The sequence below is a fragment of the Candidatus Enterococcus murrayae genome (genome assembly GCF_017315985.1).
GTDB classification, from domain to species: Bacteria; Bacillota; Bacilli; order Lactobacillales; family Enterococcaceae; genus Enterococcus_A; species Enterococcus_A murrayae.
This window is the reverse complement of record NZ_JAFLVR010000032.1, coordinates 1-23,792: the sequence shown is the minus strand read 5'-3', so window position 1 is coordinate 23,792 and position 23,792 is coordinate 1. Positions and strand designations below refer to the sequence as shown.

The window sequence follows — 23,792 nt, the reverse complement described above, 5'->3', positions numbered from 1 at the left end:
TTTTCTACCATTAACTAGACTTTTTTTCTTTTCCCGAAAGCGACTAATCCGACCATCCCTAAGAAAAATAATCCTAGAATAACTAAACCTTTACTGTGGACACTTCCTGTTGAAGGCAAGCGTTTGGAAACAGTTGTATTATTTCGATAAGTGGTTTGAACATTGGTGCTGGTGGAATCCCCTGTTTCAGGCAACCCAATAGGATCATTTTTCTGGCTGATTTCTTTTTTACTTGGTTGACTATTTTTTACAGAGAAATCAATCGGTGTTTCATCTATCTGGTATCCTTTTGGTGCTTTTGTTTCAATCAATTGATAGTTCCCATCAGTTAAGTCTTTGATGATTATAGAGCCGTCTTCACCAGTAACGATTTTTTCTTTTCCTGCTACTGTCTTTCCTTTAGGATCAACTAATTTGAACTCCGCACCAGCCAATGTTTTTCCAGTTTTACTATCGATTTTCTTCAATAAAATCTCACCCGTTGGTACTTTCTTTTCTGGTGTGTACGAATTCTTGAAGATCGGAATATCTCCAGTTTTTACATTTTCGTAAACCGCTGTGGCTTCTAGTTTTCCATCCTTTTCTTCAACGGTAACAACTACTTTATATTGTGTGTCATCGTAAGTTATACCCATTTCTTTTTCTGACGGGATTACTTCCGAGATTGTGTACTCATATGTTCCGGCTTTGTCATAATTGATTTCTGTGAATTCGACTTTTCCTTGACCGTTGTTTTTAACTGTCTCATCTACGTTATCGCCTTTCAACTTAAAGCTGAACTCATTCTCTTTCAACGTACGACCGCTTAACTCTTTTTGAGCTTCTAGTTTGATACTTGTTGGCGATGCTTTATAGGTATTTTTGAAGACTGGTACTTCACCAGTTTGAACATTTTCGTAAACCGCTGCGGCTTCTAGTTTTCCAGATTTTTCTTCAACGGTAACTGTCACTTTGTATTGCGTCTCATCATAGGTCATGCCGTTTTCTTTATCTGTCGGCAGAACTTCAGAGATTGTGTATTCATATGTGTCAGCTTTGTCGTATTTGATTTCTGTGAATTCGACTTTTCCTTGACCGTTGTTTTTAACCGTCTCGTCTACGTTATCGCCTTTTAAATTAAAGCTGAACTCATTCTCTTTCAACGTACGACCGCTTAACTCTTTTTGAGCCTCTAGTTTGATACTTGTTGGCAATGCTTTATAGATATTTTTGAAGACTGGCACCTCGCCGGCCTGAACGTTTTCGTAAACCGCTGCGGCTTCTAGTTTTCCAGATTTTTCTTCAACGGTAACCGTTACTTTGTATTTCGTCTCGTCATAAGTCATGCCAATTTCTTTATCTGACGGCAGAACTTCAGAGATCGTGTATTCATACGTTCCCGCTTTGTCATAATTGATTTCTGTGAATTCGACTTTTCCTTGACCGTTGTTTTTAACCGTCTCGTCTACGTTATCGCCTTTCAACTTAAAGCTGAACTCATTCTCTTTCAACGTACGACCGCTTAACTCTTTTTGAGCTTCTAGTTTGATACTTGTTGGCAATGCTTTATAGGCATTTTCGAAGACTGGCACTTCACCAGCTTGAACATTTTCGTACACCGCTGAAGCTTCTAGCTTTCCAGCTTTTTCTTCTACGGTAACCGTTACCTTGTACTTCGTCTCATCATAGGTCATGCCGGGGGCTTTTTCTGATGGGATTACTTCCGAGATTGTGTATTCATGGACACCTTCTTTTGTATAGCTGATTTCATCAAATAGAACCTTGCCATCGGCAGCGTTTTTCTTTGTTTGATCAACGCCTTCGCCTGTCAGCTTGAAGCTGAATTCATCTGCTTGTAACGTACGACCTGTCAGCTTCTTCTTTGCTTCTAACGAAATCTTTGTTTCCAGCTGATTTGTAGCGCTTTTGTTTTCCAGTGTAAAGGTATGGTTAACCTGATCTTTAGAAATGATAATCTCATGTTTTGTCTCATCCTTCACATAGCCATCTGGTGCTTTACTTTCTACTATGACGTAGGTTCCATAACGTAAATTCGAGAGATGATCAACTTCAACGCCACCTTCAATAATTTTGTCGCCTTTTACTTCAATATCAGAAAACATCAATGTAAGATTTCCTTGACTATCTTTCCGGTAAAGATCGAAAAAGGCGGAGCTTGCGGTGATTAATTGATTGCTCTCATCTACTTTTTTAAATTTTAACGACCCGTTTTTCCCACTTGAAGTTCCTTCGCCATCAGTAGACTTAATCGTTACAGACGTCGTCGTTTCATGGAATTGAATATCTTTTCCAAATAGGGAGGCGCTATTTTTGACGATTTCATTATTTTGAATTCCCGGATCAAGCAGCGTCTGATAGTCGATAATATAGGGGGTATCGATTGAATCACCTAAATCGATCGTCAAGGTTTGTGTTCCTTCTATAGAATCTGAAGTAACGGTCGGCTTCTTGCCCTCAGCGAACTCAATCGCAGGACCGTCCTTAACAAAAGTTCCTGAACCGTTGTCTTTCGCTTTATACACCTTTACCACTACATTTTTATCTGCATCATAGACAAATGATTGTTCATTGATGCTGACGGTATCAGTTACCGTCGGATTGATGATCTTGTGACTATCTTTATTTAAAACAACCGACCAATTGATTAATCGATAGTCATCTCCAGTAGCTTGAGTCCCCTTTTTAGTGATCCATGAATCCTTATCACTTTTTTCGACCATTCCTTCAACTACTAAAGGTTTCGTGTCTTTCACAGTCATGGTCGCTACATTTTTATATTTAGGGATCTCATCTGAAGCTTCAGCCGAAACAAAAATCGCAAATGTACTCTTCGTGTCTTTTGATAAAGTAATGACAGGAACTCCGTCGACTAACTCATACTTGTAGTCAACATCCTTTTCCCATTTTCTGCCTAAGCTAGCTACTTCAACTTTATTTTTTTCGATGTTCACATCATAGATTACTAGCTCCTTAAGTGTCTGACCTTCTCCTAAGGCTTCTTTAATCGTTGTATCTTTTGGAACTGTTGTTTTCCAAGTATTGAACAAGGCGGTCCAATAAACACTATTTTCACCAGCCGTTGTTTCACTAAACGGGTTGGCATGAGAAAAAGCCGAAGTGACTTCTCCACCTTGTTCAAGGTATTTTCCGTATTTCACCCCGTTATAGGCGAACTTAATATCGACCCATGTGGCGACTTCAGCACCATCGGTATGTGTTCTTCCATCTTCACCCTCATATGTGATTATGGCGCTGTTGTCAAAGCGCAATATCGCTCCTGTTTCGAACTGCTGTTGCTTATCCACAAAATAATGGGTGGAATAGTCGATCGTAATTTGATTATCCGTTGTGCTGTAGCTGCCGATCAGTTTAATAATGAAGCCAGTTGAATAATCTGAATCACCATCGATTTTTTCTAGTACATAATCACTATTTCTATTTAAAGGCTTATCCGTTGTTCCATCATTCGCTGTGACCTTTAAAGTAGATTCGATCAATTGAAGGGCACTTTTATTGGTCCCTGCCAGCGTTGCGAATTTATCTGTGATCACAGCATTTTTCATAGAAATTCGATTTTTATTAAAAACCACTTGCCAGCCAATCGTATTGTTAGAAAAATCCTTGTCGAGTGCTTTTTTCTCTACTCCAAGTGTCCCATCGACAGTCGGCTTTTCTCCACCAGAAATTTCGTCTTCTTTACTTCCATCAATTACCAGAGCCATGTTCATTAAATCTGTGTTTATTGGTGTAGGTACTTCAAAGCTTTGGGTGGAATAGGTAACTTTGTATACTCCCTTTTCCTCAAATTTCAAGGTAAAGTGTACATATTCCCCATCCTTCTTCTTAAAATCAGCCGAATCTTCAGAGAAAGACCACTTATCAGTCAAAACTGCCTTTCCATCTTGATCATATTTATAGACCTTGATACTGTTTTTTATTAGATAATGGTTCGCCGTATTCGGATCGCCATATCGGGAATACATCCAGTCCTTAAGCTTACCGTCAGCATTCGTATAAGTAGCCTTGACCTCCCAGTTGAATTTTCCCGTGTTCAAGTCATAGTCCGTACAGTATTTATAATTATCCTTGTCAATAAAAGACACACTAGCTTCAGATGAGTTTGAAATAAAGTTATCGCCAGTAATGGTTGCCTTGTTTAAAAACTCTTTCTTTTCTTTATCCGCTACTTTCATCTTTAGGATTATCTTCACTGGTTGATTCATAATCCCCGAACCGAATTTATAAACATAATCATCCTTATCTTGCCATGCATTGATGAAGCCTACTGGAGCGAGCTCCCATTCATCGTTATCATTCATGACGTAATATTGATGAAACCAGACAGTTAATCCTTCCGGCAGGTGGTCTCTTACTATTACATTTCTCAAATCACGTCTGTCCTCATTCAGTGTAATTGTCCATGTAACGGTATTATCCGCTTCAATAATTCCTTTTTTATTAAGGTCCGCCTTCACTACAGGTATCGTGATCGTGATCTCGTCATCAGCGTCATCCGTAATATTTGTTGGTATCTCAACGATTTCTGTATCCGTTTCAAGCTTCAGCTCTGTTTTTAGGTCAATCGTTCCTTGACGTTCACTCAGGTTTTCTGGTTTATCATTGAAGGTGACTGTCAAAAGACCATCTAAGCCTAATGTGAATGAGCCTAAAACATCTCCATCATCATTCTTCAATATGTCTGTCACTATATTATGGACAGAAAAATAATCCGGCAATTGATAGGTGTAATAGTCTCCATCTTTAATAAGCTCTTGGTTGTCTAAAATCCAGTCAAAATGAATGTTGATATTCGCGTCTTTTACTGCTGGGTTCGTTTCACTGAATTCATTTCCTTCGAGGTCAGTGATTTTGATATTGTTAAATAGGTCAACACCGCGAGCATTCAAATTTGGCTCATGAGCTCTTGGCTGAAGCTCTTTAGTTTCTTTGACCTGATTCAGCGGGTCATTCTCAGGAGCTGTTTTTTTAGCATAATACAAAGTACGGTGAATGTTGTTGCCAAAATCAATAGTTTCAGTTTCTAGGTCTTCTGCTGTGGGTTCAGCATTTAATTCCAACAGACCTTCGTAAAATTTCACACTGGTAAAATCCGGTGCGCGGCCGTCGTCTGTTTCCTGATAGTTTTTAGTGAATTGGAGAATCAATTGTTGATTCATAACTTGGTAATTCCCCATCTCTCCCAAGCTGCCGGATTGTTCTGGAAAATTTAGATTATCCGGCAGGTCGACAGCAACCATCGTTCCTTCTTCGATCAATGCGGCCTGAGCCAATGACCAATTCAATTTTGTTTTTATTGTTTCTTTGGGCTTTATACGAGTGTCTTCTGTGATTTCCTGATCGTCTGAATTGGTCATCCGCGCATCGTTGATGACCACACTCGCTTCTTCCGTCGTCTCTGCAAAGATCGACAGTGGAAAAATACCAATCATCATTCCGCAAATCGCTGCTAACGACCATAATTTTTTTAATCGATTCATCCTTTTCATCCCCTATCAAAAAGTAATATATTCTTGTTTGTTGGTTTCAGTCATTTTAGTGCCGTATAAAATCGTTCCCGACATATTTGCCAGCATCCGAACAAGCTCCCGCTCTCCCTTTTTATCAGAAGGCGGTTCTGTAAATGGAAGGGCACTGATTTTTTGTTCGATCGTTTCCAAAACGTCCCTGCTGCTTTTCTTGGTTGATTGTTTTGCAGCCTGCTTATTTGTTTTTGGCAGATTTCCATTAGCCTTTGACTGCTCTGTTTCTTTTGTACGAGCGGCTGGGGGCATTTCAGCAGAATCGTTTGTGCTGCCTTCTTGAGCTTGTTCCGGTTCAACGATTTCACTGGTTTCGGACGCTTCATCTGCTGCTTCAATTCGATCATTTGAAACAATCAACGTATTGCCTGTTTCCGAAAGATCAAAGGCCAGCACCGCTTGTTCTTCTCTTACCTGAGCAATCAATTTCTCACTGCTGTATAGGATCGGCGCATTGGATTGATAAAACATCATAGATGGAAGTGTGAGAGCGATCAATAAACTTCTATTCATAGGCGCCTCCTTTAACAGTCAATAACAAATGGCCAAACTCTGCCCAATCCTCTGGTGTCGGCGGACGCTTCCAGATCATTTGGTGGCAAGGAAGCGTATCGATCAGAAAATCAGATAGATAGATTTGTGTTTTCGTGCTTAATTTCTCTTCATAGCAGATGTTCATGCTTTGTAATGAACTCAGCATCGTTTGGATGTATTCGTTGTAGCTGCTGCCATGGGAGAAATCGATACAGATGAATACTGGGTCCTCCAGTTCTTCAACTGAAATCTGCGTAATCAAGAAGAACAAATAATCGTAATACAGCTTGTTTCGCTCTTGATCCGAATGAAACAGTCCGCGGTGAGCAATTTTTTCAATGAAGTCTTGAATCATTTCATCCAGCTTGGGATTGATTTCTTGAAAGTAGCGACGTTGGATTTTAGTCACAAATGTTGTTTCGCGAAAATGATAGATCAGCCATCTGCGATTGATTCTGAGTAATCCGTCAACCAATGCTGTGTCTTCTTTTAATCGATGGATTTCAAAACGTGAATGCTCGGCCAAATAGTGTAAAAACTCATCGACCAACCTTCCTGCCTGCTGTATCTCCTGTCCCTCAATAAATGTCAACTCTTGCCTTAAATCGACTTCCATCATTTGACAAAAAAGCAATAAAGCAGCAATCTCACCCTGCATTTCTTTGGGAGTCAGAGAAAAATGGCCCTCCAACCATTTAACAAGATAATCTGTAGCCGCATTCTCTTCATATTCGATGTATACCTGATCTATGGGATGACTTTTTCCCATGCGAATCAACGCGACACTGACGAAAAAAAGCAGTTTGTGTTCTTTTGTTTTTGGAAGCGAAAGATTTAAATAGTGCTCCAAATGGCGAAAGACCTCCTTCGCCTGCTTTTGGATTTCCTCATCAAAAGGACTTGCCAATCCGTTAAACATTTCATAGTACAGCCCAAACAGAAAGCTTCGAATCGCGCATTCATCTCCAATTAATTGATTTTTCTTCAGCTGAAATCCTTCAGCTGCTAGCTGATCCTTCAAACGTTTAGACAAGCGATAGGTACTTGAACGGCTCACATGCAGCTCTTCGATTTGCTTGTCCAAGCTCGTCTCTTTTGTCACATAGCGATGAAAAATTTGATAAGACAGACTTCGTTCCACTAAACAGATCCGCATCTTTTTAACGATCGCATGGGTTAAGTCATGTACCTCTATTTCACCTGTCTCAAGAAGTTTCACCGTCGCCTCAAAATGGTTTTCCTCCAGCTCCTCCTGAAGCTCCTGTAAATATTTTTCCAATTTGTAACGAGAAATCTCAAGAATATCCCCCAGTTGATCAATTGAACAGTAAGCATTTTTATTTAATTCTAAATATTGAAGTAGATACCATTTATAGCGATCATCATCCATCAATAAGTCGTTAGACTGCATCTCTCGCTCCTTCCAAATTAAGATTGTTAATCATTAATTTTATTTAATTATATTCTTTAGTTAAACGTATTTTAATTACTGAAATAACGTATTTGTCCTTATATTTTTGCTTTATCGAAAAAAAAAGAGACTTGCTCATCACAAATCACTTTCAAACTATAATTTAATATTAACATATTATTAATTAATGTAAAAAAATAAATGAATTTTGAAGAATTTAGCTGATTATATACATCAACTCTCAATTGTATTGCAAAATTAAGTTTCTGCTCGCCTTTAAAACCTTTTTATCGATAAAACTATAACAAAAAAAACAGAGGCTCAGCCTCTGTTTTTTATACGATCATTCTGCCCTTGCTTAGTAAAACTATCAATAATCCTACCATTGCACCCAAGCAAGCTCCCTGAAGCAGAGAGATAGCCACATACCAACCATTAATGATTTTTTTCCTTGCAAGAATGTTCATCACAAATGATAGAATCAATCCTGCAATCGCCAAACCTAACAACACTTTTAACATTCTATTCGCTCCTTCCGTCTTCCATAACTTAATATACTCAAAAATAGCTGTCTATTTCTCAGATCGAAACTATTTTTTCGAGTCGCTCAGATTATTTCAGTAAAAGGAGATTCTTTTGCTTTATTAGAAAGTATTGTTTCCTATTTTAAAACGTGCGCTTCGCCATGGCTGCATATTTTTTCAATATGCTTCCGCAGATGAAAGATAGAGCGATAAAGATCATGCCTACCAGAAAGCCAACGAAGATCTGCGGAAATCCGGTCAAGGTTACGAATAATACATTAAATGGGATATGGGTGAGCCCAAAAAGATTTAACAAAGTGATCGCCGGCAAACCGATACCGATCAGTCCAAAAGCGCCTGACAACACCGATAAAATCGGTACAATAAACATTCCTGAGAAGACTACGGCGATTCCGCCAACTATTTTTTCCATCATATTTTTTTCCTTTCGATTGCCGCCATTTGCACCATACACATTTCTTTCATTCATTTTTTGTTCCATTTTGAACACTCCTTTTGATTTTTTTATAATTTATTCGCTTCATATTTTTAATAAAACGAAGATTGCCATTTTAAATACCGAACGACGGTATGTATAACTTTAAAATAAAACTGCCATTGAAGGCAGTACTTATTTTTTTTGTTCGTAGATTTCACGAAACTGTTCTAAACGTTTAATCGCTTCGGCATCAAAAACCTCGATTCCTAGCTTAGCCATCATTTCTTGAAACAGAGCGAAACGGTTCGCTACACTGCTTGAATCACCATCGTGGATCAGCGGTGTCAGCCAGATATTGATCAGCAGCAAGATCACCTCTGCCAATTCTTTGGGATACTCTGTTTGGATCGAGCCATCAGCGATTCCCTCTTCAATGATCGGCTGAACGTAATGCGGCGCTGATTCTTTGAAGATTCCTTCTAACTGCATCACCAGCATCTGAGGATTTTTAAGAAAATCCGGTGCGATCTCAAACATATCGTCTTGACGTGGATTTTGCAGAGCGGAAGCAAAAAGTGCCTGCAGCTTTTGCAATCCAGTCATATTTTTATCCTTTTCGAGCCGTTTGAGATGCTCTAATTCATTCTCATTATTTTGATAAAGCTTATCCATCACGCCATCTAAAATGTCTTCCTTTGATTTAAAGTGATGGTAGATCGCTCCTTTGGACAAGCCGCCGAGATTATTGACGATATCTTGAATCGAAGTATGCTCATAGCCTTTTTCTAAAAACAACTGTCTCGATACCTCTAGAATCTTGTTGACTGTTTCCTCCGGGTATTTATTACGAGCCATAAGTGTGACCCCCTTATTCATACATTCGGTTGGTATGTATACACTATAATCGCTATCAGCAGGATTGTCAACTCTTTTTGAAGCGATTCTTCAAATGTTTTATTTCTTGCGGTGCAGTCCCTCGCGCAATTTTCCTTTTAGGTGCTGATACATTAAAAATTGCTGACGTTCTCGTTTGATTGCTTTGTAACGCTTCGGCTGCTTTTTATAGAATTCCTGATGATAATTTTCCGCTGGCCAAAAAGGCCCCGCCGCTCTAATTTCTGTAACGATCGGCTTGCTATATCTGTTGGAATCAATTGCAGCCTGTTTCCTCCTCTCGGCAATCTTTTTTTGTTCTTCATCCGCAACAAATATTACTGGACGATACTGTGCCCCGCGATCTTGAAATTGACCAAAGGCATCTGTGGGATCCGTCATTTGCCAATAAAGGTCAATCAATTCTTGATAGCTGACCCTGCGCGTATCAAAAATAATCTCCACTGCCTCAACATGCCCTGTGGCACCACTGCTTACTTGGTCGTAGCTGGGATGCTCTAACACACCTCCTGTATAGCCGGATAAAACAGAAATAATTCCTGGCTGAGATTCGAAGGGCTCCACCATACACCAAAAACAGCCGCCTGCAAAAATTGCCCGCTCCTGATACGCTGGATCAGCCACAACATGCTGCTCCTTCACAAGTTGCTCAGAGACCGCTGTGTTTCCGGTGATTTCCTGATAGAAATCTGCCACATCTGGTGTTAAATTATTCCGCAAAGCCAACGGACGCAGCTCAACTTCCAGCTTTGCCAATTGTTCTTTGAAATTTTTCTGCTGACCTAACGCGTTTTTAGTCGTCGTTAATAAGTAGCGTTCCCATTCACGAGTACTTGGATTCAAAATCAGATTATACATCTTCTTTAGTACTTCCTCTTCAGAAACTGACATGCGCCTCACTCCTTTCGCTGATCCTTCTCCAAAATTTACCTGCAATTTACCATAATTCTGCCGAATAATCGAATAGTTGGATTGGAAAAAAAGAAGAACCACAACATAGCTGCGGCCCTTCTTCTAAAATTAAAGTAATTCAAATACTGCTTGCTGTGTGTCATTGGCATTTCTGCCGACAAAAACATTAAAGGTGCCTGCTTCGGTTCCAAATTGCATATTCTTCATATAGTAATACAAGTCCTCACGCTGAAGAGCAAACACAACAGTCTTTTCTTCATGTGGCAGCAGGTTTATTTTTTCGTATTTTTTCAGCTCTTTGATTGGTCGAACGACCGAGCCGGTAACATCTTGAATGTACAGCTGAACAGTCTCAAGACATTCGTAATCAGAACGGTTTTTCAGCTTGATAGAAACGGTCAAGTGATCAGTCATTTTCTTTGAACTTACTGTCAGTTCCTCATAGTCTACCCTTCCGTAGCTTAGCCCGAACCCGAATGGAAAGAGCGGCTCATTCGGGCTATCTAAGTACTTGGTAACAAATCGGCCTCTATGAGTACTGCTGTTCAGCGGACGACCCGTTTTGAACTCATTGTAATACATTGGTAATTGGCCGACATTTTCCGGGAAACCCATACTGAGCCTTCCAGATGGATTGACCTTACCGAACAGAATATCAACAAGGGCATTTCCGCCTTCAGTCCCTGGGAACCAGGCTTGCAGAATCGCATCCATCTGCTCGACCTCTTTGGTAAATGTTAGCGGACGACCGCTGATGGCGATCAAAATATTCTTTTTACCTAACTCGGTCATTTTCTCTATGAACTCTTTTTGGATGAGAGGCAAGGAAATATCCGTACGGCTGCCTGCTTCACCACTTTGCATCGTGTGTTCACCCATTGCGTAAATGATGATATCCGCGTCCTTACCTGCTTCGAGTGCTTTATTTAATGCTGCTTCTCGTTCGTTGTCCGTCATTCCTAATGAATGAATCTGCTCCTTCGTTGCCCCGAACTCTCCTAAGAACTGATAATCTGCCAACAAGCCGCAACCTTTTTCATAAGAAAATGTTTCCTTCGCTAATTCTTTTTCAAGGGCCTCCTTGATTGAAACAACGTCCGTGCTTTTGCCATGGACTGCCCATAATCCGATCAAATCCTGTTCATCGCCGTAGGGGCCAACCAATAGAATTTTGTTTTTATTTGCCTCTAATGGAAGCAGCTCCCCTTTATTTTGTAATAGGACGATCGATTCTTGTGCGACTTTTCGAGCCAAGCTTCTATTTTCTTTTGTTAGTAGCGTTTGCTGTTCCTGTTCGACTGTACTGCCGCGATAAGGATCTTCAAACAGACCTAAATCATTTTTCAATTTCAGAACTCGCCAGACTGCTGCATCCACCAACTCAGGATCAATGGCCCCATCAGTGACTAACGATTCCAATTCATTTGCATAGCAGCCTGTTTTCATATCGATATCGTTCGTTGCCTTCATCGCTAGAGCAGTTGCTTCCCGTTCATCTTTTGCTACACCATGTGCAATCAATTCTTGCACAGCTGCGTAATCAGAGATGATCACCCCATCAAAGCCCCATTCTTCTCGCAAAATTTCTTTTAATAGAAATTCATTGCCTGTTGCGGGCATGCCATCATAGGTATTAAAGGAGGTCATGACCAATTTTGCCCCTGCATCGACTGCCGACTTGTACCCGCTTAAATAATCTTGTCTTAAACGGCGTTCGCTCATATCTACGGTGTTATATTCTCTTCCTGCTTCCGCAGCTCCATAGGCAGCAAAATGCTTCACACAAGAGGCGATCCCTTCAAACTCTCTACCGGACTCCTGTTGCAAACCGCGAACCATCGCCGCTGCAAAATCGGCATTCAGCTGCGGATCTTCTCCTGTTGATTCTAGGCAGCGTCCCCAGCGAGCGTCACGAACTAAATCGACCATCGGGGCATAGGTAACGTGAGCACCCGCAGATCGTGATTCTCGGGCAATCACACCGTAAGCCTCCTCGATCAGTTTAGGATTCCATGTGGCGCCTAGACCTAATGGAATAGGAAAAATCGTGCGATAGCCATAGATGATATCGGCCATAAATAGTAAGGGGATTTTATGTCGGCTATTTTGCAGATATCTCTCTTGAATAACTCGGATCGTTTCCGCGCCGGTTACATTTAAGACCGAACCGACAACATCAATCGTTTCCTGAGTAATGCCTAACTTCTTTTTGGGACCGACTGCTAACTCCTCACTATGAAAAAAGTCACCAGACAATTGGACTAATTGACCAACTTTTTCTGTCCAAGTCAACGAATCTAACAGCTCTCTTAATTTTATTTCTTGCATTAGTCTTTAGCTCCTTCAGCTGCTTGTTCTTCTTTATAGGTACGCAAGTCTAATCGTTTAAACCACGGATACCATAAAACCGGCGACAAGATTAATTGGATGAATAATTGTAATAAGATGATCGAGAGACTTCCTTCAACTGCGGCATGGAAGCCGATCGGCAAACCAAAGATCGCTTGAACCCCCATAAATTTGGCGACGATTCCAAGCTTTGTCAGTACATAAGCCAACGTCAATGCGATCGCGTTATTGGTAATAAATGGAAAAGCCAAATCAAAATTCAATACTAAGGGGGTTCCAAAAATAACCGGCTCAGTTATTCCAAACATTGCTGGCACAATCGATATCTTGCCGACTTGGCGATACTGTTTACTTTTTGCCCGCAGCATCAAAAGAACTAGTCCTAAACCTAAGCCGCTCCAAGTAATGATATTAAAGAATGCCAATCCTACAATGTTCGGTGGTGTTAAGCCTGCCTGAACAGCATTCAAGTTTTCCAGATCCATCGCTAGCCACAATGGAGTAACTAGCGGCAGAATCACATTTGTTCCATGGATTCCAAAGAACCACAGCACTTGCTGCAGCAGACTCAATAGAATCATCACCGCAATTGAACCGCCCACACCCTTCAATGGTTCTTGAATGATGCTGTAAACAAATTGATGCATACTGCCAAACGCTGTCAAACTAAACAATAAATCAACAATTGCAAATAAAAGTCCAATCAAGATCGTTGGGATCAATGCTTCGAAGGTTTTGGTCACCATTGGCGGGACACCTGCCGGCATTTTGATTGTCCAGCCGCGATGCTTGATCGCTAAATATAAACGAGCACTTACGACTCCGACGATCAAAGCAGAGAACACGCCCTGTGCCCCCAGCCAATTCGTTGGAATACCCATCGAATCATCCGCCATTTTGCCTAAAGGAGTAATGATCAGAAAACCAATCAGCGAAATAATTGAAGCAGAGATCGGATCTTCCTCCTCATCTAGCTTTTTCACTAAATGATAAGCAATCAGGACAGCAATATAAACCGCTAGTGCGCCGAGAGTCATCGTATTTACTTTAGATAGCAGCTCAGTCAACTTATCCAGCTTCGCAAGTGCTGGTACCATCCCCATCAAAACAACGATCAATACCGACATTGAACCAATAAAAAGCGGGCCTAAAGTCGCCATCATTGCGCCGGAAATCGCTTGTAAATAGGGATTGGTCCCCAGCTTATCGAACCAAGGGTTCAATTTGTTAAACAGCTTTGTGATTTTTTCTTTCAATGTTGCTCCTCCTCATCAAACGATTGTTATAACGCTTTCATTATAGAGTCGATAGTCGCTCCAAGTCGTTCCGCTTTTTTACGACAAAGTGGAAATTTAATTACTTTTTTTTAGAAATTGCTTACGAAATTTTTGCGGCGACATGCCAAATTTATTACGAAAAACATTGTAAAAAGTTTTATTCGTAGCAAACCCATTATTCAACCCGATTTCCAGAATCGTCTTATCCGTATCGCGCATTTCTTTGTAAGCTGCATCCAACCGAATAGAATTGAGATATTCGGTAAAAGTGATCCCCATAAACTTTTTATAAAAGCGGGAAAAATAAGACGGATTGTAATTGAAAATCTTCGCCACCTCTTCGATCATTAAATTTTGAGCGTAGTGATCCTGAATGTATTGATTGACTACTTTCATCTTTTCCAAATATTTAAAGGACTTGATTTCATAAATATTCGAGCTGGAAAATGTATTACTTTCGCAAAGAATCGCTAATAACTCATAGATTTTGGCTTTCACATATAAATGATTCACTAATTCATTCGAAGAAAAATTCTGATAAATAAACAGTAAGCATTCTAGTGCCTCCGAATTTTTCTGTTCCGGTATAGCTTTGAACAGAAATTTCTTCAAATACTGCTCCTCGGTGATTCTTTGCAGATACTCCAAAGGAACCTGAATCACTAAACATTCGCCTAACACTGGACTTCTTGTTGAATGAACATGATTCGAATTGATAATAATGAATTCCTTTGCTTTCAAATGATAGGTCTGGCCAGCAAAGATGACTTCCAACTCGCCAGAAAAACAAAAAAGCAGCTCAAGACTTTCATGCCAATGAGGAGGAATCAGACGATCCGATGATTTCGAATGAAATGAAAATATTTTATACGGGTAATTATCTGTTGGTGAGATTTTTTCATATTTCATATTATTGCCTCGTTTTCTTGATTTTTCTTACTTGTAACGTACCCAATTCGCTAAAATTAAGCAAAAGAAAAACTCAAGGAATGACCAATTTGGTTTTTCCTCGAGTTATTCATTTTAATTGAAATTAGAAATATTTCAATCCAGTACTGACATTAAACCTGCAATATTTTCTTGATTTTACGGAAGGAAACATAGTATATAATCACTTGATAGAGAACAACTAGCATCAGCAGTACACTGTCCATCATCAGAGCATTCATTTCATTGCTGGTAAATTGATTATCATTTGTGCCGAACATCAACAGGGTAAATCCATAGATCAATATTGCGGCTAAAACGGTTGGCAAAATAAATAATTTATTCAACTGACTGAGTACACATTTTCGAATGTAATGATTATTCGCACCTAAGCGTTTCAAATCTTCAAACAACTGCTGATTTGATAAGCCGATCGTAATGCTTCGTGTATACGAGATCACGCCGACTGCGGCTAGGCAAATGATCGCCACAAAAATGAAGACCAAAAAGTAAACAGCGACACTTTGGAAAAAGGTATTTTCCACTAGTACTTTCATCGCAGGATAATATTTCCAGTCATCCATCAGCGACATGTTGCTAGGCGAAAGCTTGATCTTTCTATCATAATCATACTGCTGATTATTTGCTTTGGCTTTAGCAGATTGATAGGCATCATAGGGATTCAGGACCGCCATTTTAGGAGATGCCTTCTCAATAAATTCTTGATAAACAGCTTGAGCAAATGGATAAGAAGCTTCCACATCGGTCACATTAAACAGAATTTGCTTCGTTTGATTCTCTTTAGTCAGGTTCGTTCGGATTTTTTGGTAGTCCTGATCATTTAACACATACCGGCGACTGCCTTTGCTGACCAGCTGCTGACAGCGTGCAACTCCTTTGAATTTGATTGAAAGCTCTTCTTTTGTGACGGGATTTGTTACTAGATCCACATCATCATCCTTTTCAAAAAAACTCTCCGCTTCTTCTGCCCCTTTCACTCGGTAATAATGGCCTTGGGGAATCGTAAGATCGCTTTTGGTTTCCCGATTAAAGGTAGATGCATCGATAAAATCGGCTAAACGATGATCCTTTGAGTAATCCTCAATTAATTTACCGTCATCACTCCAATCACGTTCCACACCACTAACTAACAATTCTGAAAAAATAATCTCCTGATATTCTTTGATTGTGACATCGTGTTTTCTGGCTAACCGATAAATATCCTGCTGGTTCACTTCATCTTCTGAAAGATTATAATGCAGCTCGTAGTCCACCGGGCTGTTTGAAATAGCATTCGTCGCACTAGCTAATTGCGGCGGATAGAAACTTGCAAATAGACTGGCCGTCAGCAGTAAAGCGATAATACTCATGTTTCGTACAGTTTGCCGCCCTTGAAACTTCATCATATTAGAAGCGATCAGGTCGTTATAGTATTTTTGCGGATTTCTTCCCCGTTTATTCTTCATAATGGCATAAGTCATAATGCGATAGATCCCAATCAATGAAAGCAGATAGGTGACATTCCATAAACCAGGAAGCAAGATCCCTATAGTATTTGACACAAGCTTAGGGACTACAAACCCTAAAAATATCCCGACGACCAATAGAACAATCCCAGACAGCCCGTACTTAGCCGTCACTGGCCGCAATGGTTCATTCTTATGCTGATGGTATAAAATTTCCATCATGTCTGTTCGGCGAACAAACTGGTACAACTGGAATAGAACTGGGAGCATCGAAACAAGACCAAAAAGCAACCCGATCATGATTCCCTCAAAGGTTAGTCCCAGTGACATCTCACCTAAATTTACTAAGATCAATCGAAAAAGCTGCCAAATCAGAAAGGCCACCCCGATACCAAGGACGACTCCAACCAAAATACAGCTGAGCATCAATTGCAGCATCTCAACCGTCAGCTTTTGAGAGAGATATTTTTTCTTTGCTCCTAAAGCTAAAAACACCCCCGTCTCTCTGCTTTTGTATTTCAAAAACAAATTGGCTGCATACATAATAAATATCAAACAGCCTATAATCGCGATGGCAAAAATCATCATAACCTGCTTGCGGCTGTCTCCTCCGACTGGAAGCGTCTGCTGGACGATCGTACTGTAGAGCATCACAGCATAGGAGGTGATCAACAGTACGGAAAAGGTCATACAAAAGATAAACTGCAGGTAATTGCGTTGATTATACTTGCGCAGCTTCTTCAAAAGATCAGACATGGACAGCTTCATCAGGATTCCCCTCCAATTCCTTAAGTACATCAAGCAATTCATCAAAAAATTGCTGTCTTGTTCCTGTCCGTTTTAATTCAGTGAAGATATTGCCATCTTTCATAACTAGGACACGATCACAGTAGCTCGCCGAAAAAGTATCGTGGGTAACCATAAAAATAGTCGCCCCCAAAGCGCGCTTCGCTTCAATAAACGCTTCGATTACGGTATCACGAGATTTACTGTCAAGGTTGCCGGTGGGTTCGTCGGCTAGTAAAATCAATGGATCATTCATTAAGGCTCTAGCTACTGCCGTCCGCTGTTTTTGCCCGCCAGAGATTTCAACTGGATACTTATTAGCAATCCCGTCGATCCCAAATAATTTGAGCAGCTTAGTAACCTTTTGCTCCATTGGGCGGTACGGTGCTTGTGTGATTACTTTCGGGACACAAACATTTTCAAAAATCGTTAGGCCGTCCAGCAGCATAAAATCTTGGAAGACAAAGCCTAATTTTTTATTCCGCACTTCAGCCATCGCTTCCTCATCCAGCTTAGCCAATAACGTATTATCTAAACGAATCTCTCCTTTTTCATAAGGGATAAAACAGGAGATACAATTCAATAAGGTCGTTTTCCCACTTCCTGATGGCCCCATTACCGCCACGAATTCACTTTCTGCGATTTCAAAGGAAACATCCTTTAAGACATCATACTGGACCCCACCAGTATTAAAGCTTTTGTATAAATGATCAACTGTTAACATTTTCTTCTCCTCCTTGTTTTCTATACCCTTATTCTAAGAAAATCAGCGGAGCTTCCCTATGGATCATCTTGTCATTCTTGACCCATTTATCGTCATTTTTGACAATCTTTTAATGATATAATGGATAAAAAACGGAGGTTAGCTGTATGTTGCAGGTTGTTTGTTGTGATGATGAAAAAGAAATGCGCAAAGCTCTGATAAAAATACTCGAGCCAGAATTGCAGCTGCAAGGCCTAGAGTATCAGTTTAGTGAGTTTTCTTCGGGGGAAGAATTGCTTAGCAGCCAGCTGGAGACGATCGATCTCCTGTTTTTAGATATTGAAATGAAGAACCTAGACGGGATCGAAACAGCGAAGCAGTTGCGGAAAGTCAATCAACGGGCTGTAATCATCTTTATTACGGCTTTTGCAGATTTTGTCTTTCAAGGATATGAAGTCCGAGCGTTTAACTATCTATTGAAGCCCTATGGGGAGAAAAAAATCATTGAGGTGCTGCAGAAGGCTTTGGGGGAGCTGGAAACAGAGCGGCAGAAATATTTTGTCATTGAACAAAAATCGGGCGTCACGAGAGTCCCACTGAAGAATATTTGCTATTTTGCCAGCGATCGCCGCATGTTGCAGGTGGTGACCACGAAAAATACTAGTACCTTTTATGGAAAATTGAATGATCTAGCTTTGCCAGATCAATTCCTTAGAATCCATAATCGCTATTTGGTTAATTTGAATTACGTGGAGCACGTAGAGTCTGCGTTTCTTTATTGCCATCAGGAGCAGTTGCCGATTAGTCGAAAATATCGTCAGGCTCTCATGGTCAACTTTGCTAAAAATATGTTAGGTTAGGTGATTCTATGTTTTTAATCGATGTCGTTCTTATCAATTTTCTTGGTCTATTCGGAACGTATTTTCTCTATCAATTAATTGAACAGTTTATTCCGCCTAAAGACAATCGACTGCTTCAGCTGCTGCTTTTCTTTATCATCTTTTGCAGTATTACATTGCCTATTTATCCTAACGATTTGCTCAGCGTATTCGTCATGTTTTTACTTTTTCTCCTTTCCCTGCTGCTCCTTTTAAAAGGACCTGTCATTCATAAAATTTCTTTAGTGCTCTCTTTATATCCTTTTATCGTTTCACTCAATTTTTTATTGGAGGATATCGGGTTAAAGATTTGGCAGGCAAATGGCGAAGGAGTTGTTTTAGATTATTTGCTGCATGGAGCAGCACACTTTTTAAGAGGGCTTGTTTGGTTTGCTATGTATCAGTTCTTTCGTTATGCAATTCCTTACTCAAAGACTCAGATTACAACCAAATTATGGCTGATTATTGATTTTATTTGCTTGACGCCCTTAATAGCTATGATCAGCTTTATTGCCTTCACCCCTTCAATTACTTGGCGCGTATATCCCGCATCTCTTGCTTGTATCCTGACCAGCTTCTGCAGCTTGTATATGACTGGTCATGTCGCCAAAAGCTTTCGTTACAAGCTGGAGAATCAAAATTTGCAGCTGCAAAAAGATTATTATCAAGAACTGGAAGGGAATCAAAAACAGCTGCGAAAAATCCATCATGACATGAACAATCATTTTAGCGTCATGCTGAATTTGATTCGTGAGGAGCAGCCTGAAAAAGCAGAGAGCTATTTGGCAAGCTTAACCGAGCAGCACATTCTCGCTAATCATATTTTTTGTAAAAACAGTATCGTCAATGCCGTTTTGAATGCGAAATATCAATTGATGCAGGACTATCAAATAAAGTGTTCCTTACAGTTAGATATCGATACTCTGATAACGATCGACGATATCGATTTGTGTTCCCTCTTTGGCAATACCCTAGACAATGCAATCGAAGCGGCTAGGCAAACAACCAATAAAGAGATTACGATGAAAGCTAGATACTATAACGGCTTTTTCAGCTACGAGATCATCAACACAAAGAAGCATCAACTTAAAAACCGCGGTTCTCGTTTCTTTTCAACCAAAGCTCAGCCGCAGAAGCACGGAATCGGGCTGCAAGCCGTCCGCTCCATCGTTGAAAGCTATGACGGTACATTGGACATCAGCTACGATGATGAGCAGTTTTCTTTAGTTGTGCTAATCAGTGATATCTAAAAAAGCGAAGAGAGACCTATCAAAATAGGCTCCTTCGCTTTTTGATTACAGTAATTCTTTTCTTAATGCCGCATCATCGATCGGTGATAAGTATTTCGGTGCGATATCTAATACAGTAAAGGCGCCGAATTGTTTCTCCTTCGCCAAGCGAGCACATGCTCTAGCATAAGCAACCAAAACACTGGCAGTAAACTCAGGATTGCTTTCCAATTGCAGATTGTACTCGATTACCTGCTTCGTATCCTCATGCGTTTTTCCTGTTCGCAGAACAGTTCCGCCATGGGGCATCGCATGGTGATCCCGTTTTAACTCTTCTTCTGAGATGAAATGAACGATCGTATCGTATTCATCAAAGTAATTTGGCATTGTCACGATTTCTTCCTTGATTGCTTCTTCATCGGCCTTTTCTTCTAGGACCACAAAACACTCACGCAAATGCTTGTCTCGCGTCGTCAACGTCATTTCTTCGTCGGCTTTTAATTTTTCGATCACTTCGCTCTTAGGAATCGTGTATTGGATCGCATCAGCAACTCCTTCGATCCGCCGCAATGCATCGGAGTGTCCTTGGCTGACGCCCTTGCCCCAAAAAGTATAGGTTTCTCCTTCAGGCAAAATACTTTGCGCGTATAATCGATTCAAGCTGAACAAGCCGGGATCCCAGCCTGTCGAAATAACCGAAACCGTTTGATTGTCCTTCGCTGCTTGATCGACGTTGGCGAAATGCTCAGGAATTTTCGCATGGGTATCAAAACTATCGATCGTGTTAAAGCTTTTAGTAATAGCCGGTGTTTGGATTGGCAGGTCCGTAGCAGAGCCGCCGCATAGAATACAAACATCGATCTTTCCTTTTTGCGCTTCTAATTCATCCAGTACATAGACTGGCGCCCCATCCGTTTCAACACTAGCAGGATCTCTTCTTGAAAACACCCCTACTAACTCCATATCTGCATTTTGCTTCAGCGCTCGTTCAACACCGCGCCCTAAATTTCCATATCCGACAATCGCTATCTTGATCATTCAGTATCCCCCTAATTCTTATTTATTAGAATTATACTATAAAAAGAAGAGTGAAATTAAAAAAAACTCATCAAGCAGAAGACTTCTTACCATTCACTAGATCCCCCAGACTTAATTATTCTTCTAGCTGGAGGACCGACACAATAAAAAACTGCAGACATTGAGCTTGTCTGCAGTCTTATGAAAAGTTTTTCTTCGCTATTTTTATAATAAATGATTGTCCTTCAGCACATCGCCGATATAGGTGTGCTCAACTTTTTTTACAAAATGCTCCAGTACTTTTTTCTCAACATACGGCATATCCATTTCGGAAAGCTTCTTGCGGTCGCTTAGATAATAGACAGAGTTCGCTAATGTCCTAATATCATACGCCGACGCAAAAACTTCTGGAACACCGCGTTCAATATCTAAGAAGGAGTAAACAGCCTCCATCGCTGTCCGAACAGAGTATTCCGTAGTAAAGACGGTATCTCGTTTGGTTTCAGCAAAGTTTCCAATAAAGGCTAAGTTTTCCGAGCCGTTAGGAATGACTAATGGACGGTCGCCAGGCTCCCGCAACATAAAGTATGACGTAATAAACGGCATATAAACAGGAACGACGTTACACGATTCTTCAGAAAATTTCTTGATATCGTCTTCCGGCACACCTAAATGATACATCAATTCCTGTACGATTTCTTGACCGCTGCATTGTTCGATCGGCTTCTTGATATAATTTCCCGGTGTATTTGATAATAGACCGTAGACCCAAGTGATTGTTTGCTGATCCTTTTGTTCTTTGAAATGAGGCTGGCGGTGGGTCGCAAAGCTCATTAACCAATTGGAATCTTTGATTGTAATGATTCCCCCGGTCACGATTTTTCCAGTCCGCAGCTTCCGTTGCGTCAGTCTTGAAATATAAGGTTCAATATCAAAATTTTCCCATGTAACTGTTGCAGAAACAAACCAGCTTTCATCCGGCAAGTTGTCGCAAAAGACTTCTGGGTGACCGAACGCATCAGACTGCTTCGCTAAATTCTTCCATAAGTTCCAGCTGCCGCCCAACTCATGAGTAATCGGTGCCGCGGTATGATGATCGCCTTCTGTTGAGCTTTCAGTGATCGAGCCATTCGTAACGAAGACGAAATCATTTTTGGTTAAGTTGATTTCTTCGGCTTTGCCTGAACGAGTCAGCAACAGTTTCTTCGCGACCTTTTTATCTGCTGTCACGTCAACTTGAATATTATCGATCTTCGTTTCATATTGAAAATCGACTCCGTGATCCTTCAAGAATGCTAGTAATGGTTTTACTAACGATTCATATTGGTTATAGCGGGTAAATTTCAACGCAGTAAAGTCCGGCAACCCTTTGATATGATGGATAAACCGCATAACATAGCGGCGCATTTCGATCGCTGAATGCCATTTTTCAAAAGCGAACATCGAACACCAATACAGCCAAAAGTTTGAAGCGAAAAATTCCTCCCCGAAAACATCCTCGATCTTCTTGCCAATCAATTGATCTTCTGAGGTCATAAACAGATCGACTAGTTCTTTTTGCGCTTTTTTTGATAAAGTGAAATCGCCATCGTCGGCTGCACGTTCGCCGCGATTATGAATGATCCGACAGTTTGATGAGTTGGAATCATCATGGTCCAACCAATAAAATTCATCTAAGACTGACGCATCTTCGACTTCCAAAGACGGTACTGAGCGGAATAAATCCCATAGGCATTCAAAATGATTCTCCATTTCACGCCCACCCCGAGTCACAAAACCATCGTGGGGAATGAATTTCCCGTCCAATGAGCCGCCGGACAAAGAAAGCTCCTCAAAGATGTGGATTCGATCGCCTTTCATTTGACCATCTCTAATCAAAAAAACGGCTGCCGCTAGTCCAGCCAATCCTGCACCGACGATATAGGCACTCTTCTCATCAACGCCCGCAGGTTTTCTCGGTCTAGCAAATGCTTCGTAGTTTCCATTCGTGTATCTCATGATGTTCCCTCCTCTGATAATCTACTGTCAGCATACCAGCAGGAAAAAAATATGAACAATGAGACGCTTTCAATCAATCAAAAAGTTAGACTATTTTGCAGATTTGTCTAAAAAAATCGATGAAAATATTTTTTTCCGTAGAAAAATCGTTTAGCTTCTTTTGACTATTTAAGCTTCGAGCCTGTTTTTGCCCATACTAAAGAAGCCTGATTGACTCACCTTTTTTCAATCATGCCATTGCTTGAATTAAACGGAGCCATTGCTCAATTACTTCCGCTTTTTCCTTTTCTTCTTTTTACCATTCTTCCTGTCAGCTTCTCGTTGCAGGCGTTTGTTTTCCCGTTCCTCTTCTATCTGCGCCTCGCTTTTGCCATAGCGCATGTAGGAGGTGTCTGGTCTTTTCGGCAATTCCGCCGGGTTATTCAGCTTTTTCTTTGTGGCCGGCTGGAGATTTTCTTGCCCTTTCTTTCCATCTGATGTCGGGGAGTTCATTGGTGGAGCTGAGTCATTTCCGTTTGTTTCTGGTACTGAATCGCGAGTATCGCCCTGCTCTTCTGAGCGCAACTCTTCCCTCGGGGCTTGGGTATGACGGGTTTCACGGTCAGCCGATAATAGTTGACCTGTTTCTTTTTTGTTTGCGGTGCTTTGAACGAACTGCTTTTGCTCCTTTTCCTGCTGCGGTGCTTGGGCGACAGCTTCCGGCACGCTCTTCGTCTGTGACGCTTGAGCCGCTTTCTTCTCCTTGCGACTATTGTGAGCAGACGCGATAGTCAGCCCCGGTGTCTTGTAGCTGACATATTCAACGAATTTTCTTACGCCGGCATTTTCAAAAACCGTCAAGAGCGACAAGGTCCGCAAAATATTCACGGTCTGCTCCTCACTTTTGGTCGGATCTGTGTCAGGAATCG

Annotated in this window: 16 protein-coding genes and 1 pseudogene; 2 read left to right on the top strand and 15 right to left on the bottom strand. The window is 40.8% G+C overall.

Annotation, left to right across the window (positions count from 1 at the left end; translation table 11 throughout):
- Positions 1-14: 14 nt before the first annotated feature.
- The 12 genes from JZO85_RS13960 to JZO85_RS13905 all read right to left on the bottom strand — a co-directional run bounded on the left by JZO85_RS13960 (position 15) and on the right by JZO85_RS13905 (position 17,783).
- Entirely contained in the window at positions 15-5,498 is a 5,484-nt protein-coding gene (locus JZO85_RS13960) for a Spy0128 family protein (RefSeq protein WP_207109143.1), read from the bottom strand.
- A 15-nt stretch (positions 5,499-5,513) separates the two neighbouring features.
- The gene (locus JZO85_RS13955; RefSeq protein ID WP_207109142.1) at positions 5,514-6,053 is read right to left on the bottom strand and encodes a hypothetical protein; all 540 of its coding nucleotides are present in this window, start codon (positions 6,051-6,053) and stop codon (positions 5,514-5,516) included.
- Positions 6,046-7,485, bottom strand: a complete 1,440-nt coding sequence (locus JZO85_RS13950) for a helix-turn-helix domain-containing protein (RefSeq protein WP_207109141.1) — start codon at positions 7,483-7,485, stop codon at positions 6,046-6,048. Before JZO85_RS13950 ends, JZO85_RS13955 begins: the two co-directional genes overlap by 8 nt.
- Positions 7,486-7,820: 335 nt before the next feature.
- Positions 7,821-8,006: a hypothetical protein gene (locus JZO85_RS13945; RefSeq protein ID WP_207109140.1), complete on the bottom strand. Its 186-nt coding sequence runs from the start codon at positions 8,004-8,006 to the stop codon at positions 7,821-7,823.
- Positions 8,007-8,151: 145 nt separating this feature from the next.
- Positions 8,152-8,511 carry a hypothetical protein gene (locus JZO85_RS13940; RefSeq protein WP_207109139.1) on the bottom strand — a complete coding sequence of 120 codons (360 nt, stop codon included), beginning with the start codon at positions 8,509-8,511 and terminating at the stop codon, positions 8,152-8,154.
- A 129-nt stretch (positions 8,512-8,640) separates the two neighbouring features.
- On the bottom strand, positions 8,641-9,303 hold the full coding sequence (locus JZO85_RS13935) for a TetR/AcrR family transcriptional regulator (protein ID WP_207109138.1): 663 nt from the start codon (positions 9,301-9,303) through the stop codon (positions 8,641-8,643).
- A 99-nt stretch (positions 9,304-9,402) separates the two neighbouring features.
- On the bottom strand, positions 9,403-10,233 hold the full coding sequence (gene msrA / locus JZO85_RS13930) for a peptide-methionine (S)-S-oxide reductase MsrA (protein WP_207109137.1): 831 nt from the start codon (positions 10,231-10,233) through the stop codon (positions 9,403-9,405).
- 129 nt (positions 10,234-10,362) lie between these two features.
- The gene (gene bglX / locus JZO85_RS13925) at positions 10,363-12,582 is read right to left on the bottom strand and encodes a beta-glucosidase BglX (protein ID WP_207109136.1); all 2,220 of its coding nucleotides are present in this window, start codon (positions 12,580-12,582) and stop codon (positions 10,363-10,365) included.
- A complete protein-coding gene (locus JZO85_RS13920; protein ID WP_207109135.1) occupies positions 12,582-13,859 on the bottom strand; it encodes a PTS sugar transporter subunit IIC in 1,278 nt (425 codons plus the stop codon). The genes bglX and JZO85_RS13920 overlap by 1 nt, the downstream gene beginning before the upstream one ends.
- 96 nt (positions 13,860-13,955) lie before the next feature.
- Positions 13,956-14,789: an AraC family transcriptional regulator gene (locus tag JZO85_RS13915; RefSeq protein WP_207109134.1), complete on the bottom strand. Its 834-nt coding sequence runs from the start codon at positions 14,787-14,789 to the stop codon at positions 13,956-13,958.
- 152 nt (positions 14,790-14,941) lie between these two features.
- A complete protein-coding gene (locus tag JZO85_RS13910) occupies positions 14,942-17,041 on the bottom strand; it encodes an FtsX-like permease family protein (RefSeq protein WP_207109133.1) in 2,100 nt (699 codons plus the stop codon).
- Positions 17,022-17,783 carry an ABC transporter ATP-binding protein gene (locus JZO85_RS13905; RefSeq protein ID WP_207109132.1) on the bottom strand — a complete coding sequence of 254 codons (762 nt, stop codon included), beginning with the start codon at positions 17,781-17,783 and terminating at the stop codon, positions 17,022-17,024. Before JZO85_RS13905 ends, JZO85_RS13910 begins: the two co-directional genes overlap by 20 nt.
- Positions 17,784-17,929: 146 nt before the next feature.
- Between JZO85_RS13905 and JZO85_RS13900 the strand changes: the two genes are divergently transcribed.
- Together JZO85_RS13900 and JZO85_RS13895 are read left to right on the top strand one after the other, a co-directional pair.
- Positions 17,930-18,622, top strand: a complete 693-nt coding sequence (locus tag JZO85_RS13900) for a LytR/AlgR family response regulator transcription factor (protein WP_207109131.1) — start codon at positions 17,930-17,932, stop codon at positions 18,620-18,622.
- Positions 18,623-18,630: 8 nt separating this feature from the next.
- On the top strand, positions 18,631-19,890 hold the full coding sequence (locus tag JZO85_RS13895; protein WP_207109130.1) for an ATP-binding protein: 1,260 nt from the start codon (positions 18,631-18,633) through the stop codon (positions 19,888-19,890).
- Between the two features lie 45 nt (positions 19,891-19,935).
- Here JZO85_RS13895 and JZO85_RS13890 read toward each other — a convergent pair whose 3' ends face one another.
- From JZO85_RS13890 to JZO85_RS13880, 3 genes and pseudogenes are all read right to left on the bottom strand, one after another.
- On the bottom strand, positions 19,936-20,907 hold the full coding sequence (locus JZO85_RS13890; RefSeq protein ID WP_207109129.1) for a diaminopimelate dehydrogenase: 972 nt from the start codon (positions 20,905-20,907) through the stop codon (positions 19,936-19,938).
- 204 nt (positions 20,908-21,111) lie between these two features.
- Complete coding sequence (locus JZO85_RS13885) at positions 21,112-22,884, bottom strand: oleate hydratase (RefSeq protein ID WP_207109128.1); 1,773 nt, start codon at positions 22,882-22,884, stop codon at positions 21,112-21,114.
- A 267-nt stretch (positions 22,885-23,151) separates the two neighbouring features.
- Positions 23,152-23,792, bottom strand: a pseudogene (locus JZO85_RS13880) (hypothetical protein); the annotation flags it as partial.

Coding starts and splice junctions, on each gene's coding strand:
- bglX (WP_207109136.1), bottom strand. CDS start 12,582: ATGCAAGAAATAAAATTAAGAGAGCTGTTAGATTCGTTGACTTGGACA.
- JZO85_RS13945 (WP_207109140.1), bottom strand. CDS start 8,006: ATGTTAAAAGTGTTGTTAGGTTTGGCGATTGCAGGATTGATTCTATCA.
- JZO85_RS13910 (WP_207109133.1), bottom strand. CDS start 17,041: ATGAAGCTGTCCATGTCTGATCTTTTGAAGAAGCTGCGCAAGTATAAT.
- JZO85_RS13955 (WP_207109142.1), bottom strand. CDS start 6,053: ATGAATAGAAGTTTATTGATCGCTCTCACACTTCCATCTATGATGTTT.
- msrA (WP_207109137.1), bottom strand. CDS start 10,233: ATGTCAGTTTCTGAAGAGGAAGTACTAAAGAAGATGTATAATCTGATT.
- JZO85_RS13905 (WP_207109132.1), bottom strand. CDS start 17,783: ATGTTAACAGTTGATCATTTATACAAAAGCTTTAATACTGGTGGGGTC.
- JZO85_RS13890 (WP_207109129.1), bottom strand. CDS start 20,907: ATGATCAAGATAGCGATTGTCGGATATGGAAATTTAGGGCGCGGTGTT.
- JZO85_RS13915 (WP_207109134.1), bottom strand. CDS start 14,789: ATGAAATATGAAAAAATCTCACCAACAGATAATTACCCGTATAAAATA.
- JZO85_RS13885 (WP_207109128.1), bottom strand. CDS start 22,884: ATGAGATACACGAATGGAAACTACGAAGCATTTGCTAGACCGAGAAAA.
- JZO85_RS13940 (WP_207109139.1), bottom strand. CDS start 8,511: ATGGAACAAAAAATGAATGAAAGAAATGTGTATGGTGCAAATGGCGGC.
- JZO85_RS13900 (WP_207109131.1), top strand. CDS start 17,930: ATGTTGCAGGTTGTTTGTTGTGATGATGAAAAAGAAATGCGCAAAGCT.
- JZO85_RS13935 (WP_207109138.1), bottom strand. CDS start 9,303: ATGGCTCGTAATAAATACCCGGAGGAAACAGTCAACAAGATTCTAGAG.
- JZO85_RS13895 (WP_207109130.1), top strand. CDS start 18,631: ATGTTTTTAATCGATGTCGTTCTTATCAATTTTCTTGGTCTATTCGGA.
- JZO85_RS13950 (WP_207109141.1), bottom strand. CDS start 7,485: ATGCAGTCTAACGACTTATTGATGGATGATGATCGCTATAAATGGTAT.
- JZO85_RS13960 (WP_207109143.1), bottom strand. CDS start 5,498: ATGAATCGATTAAAAAAATTATGGTCGTTAGCAGCGATTTGCGGAATG.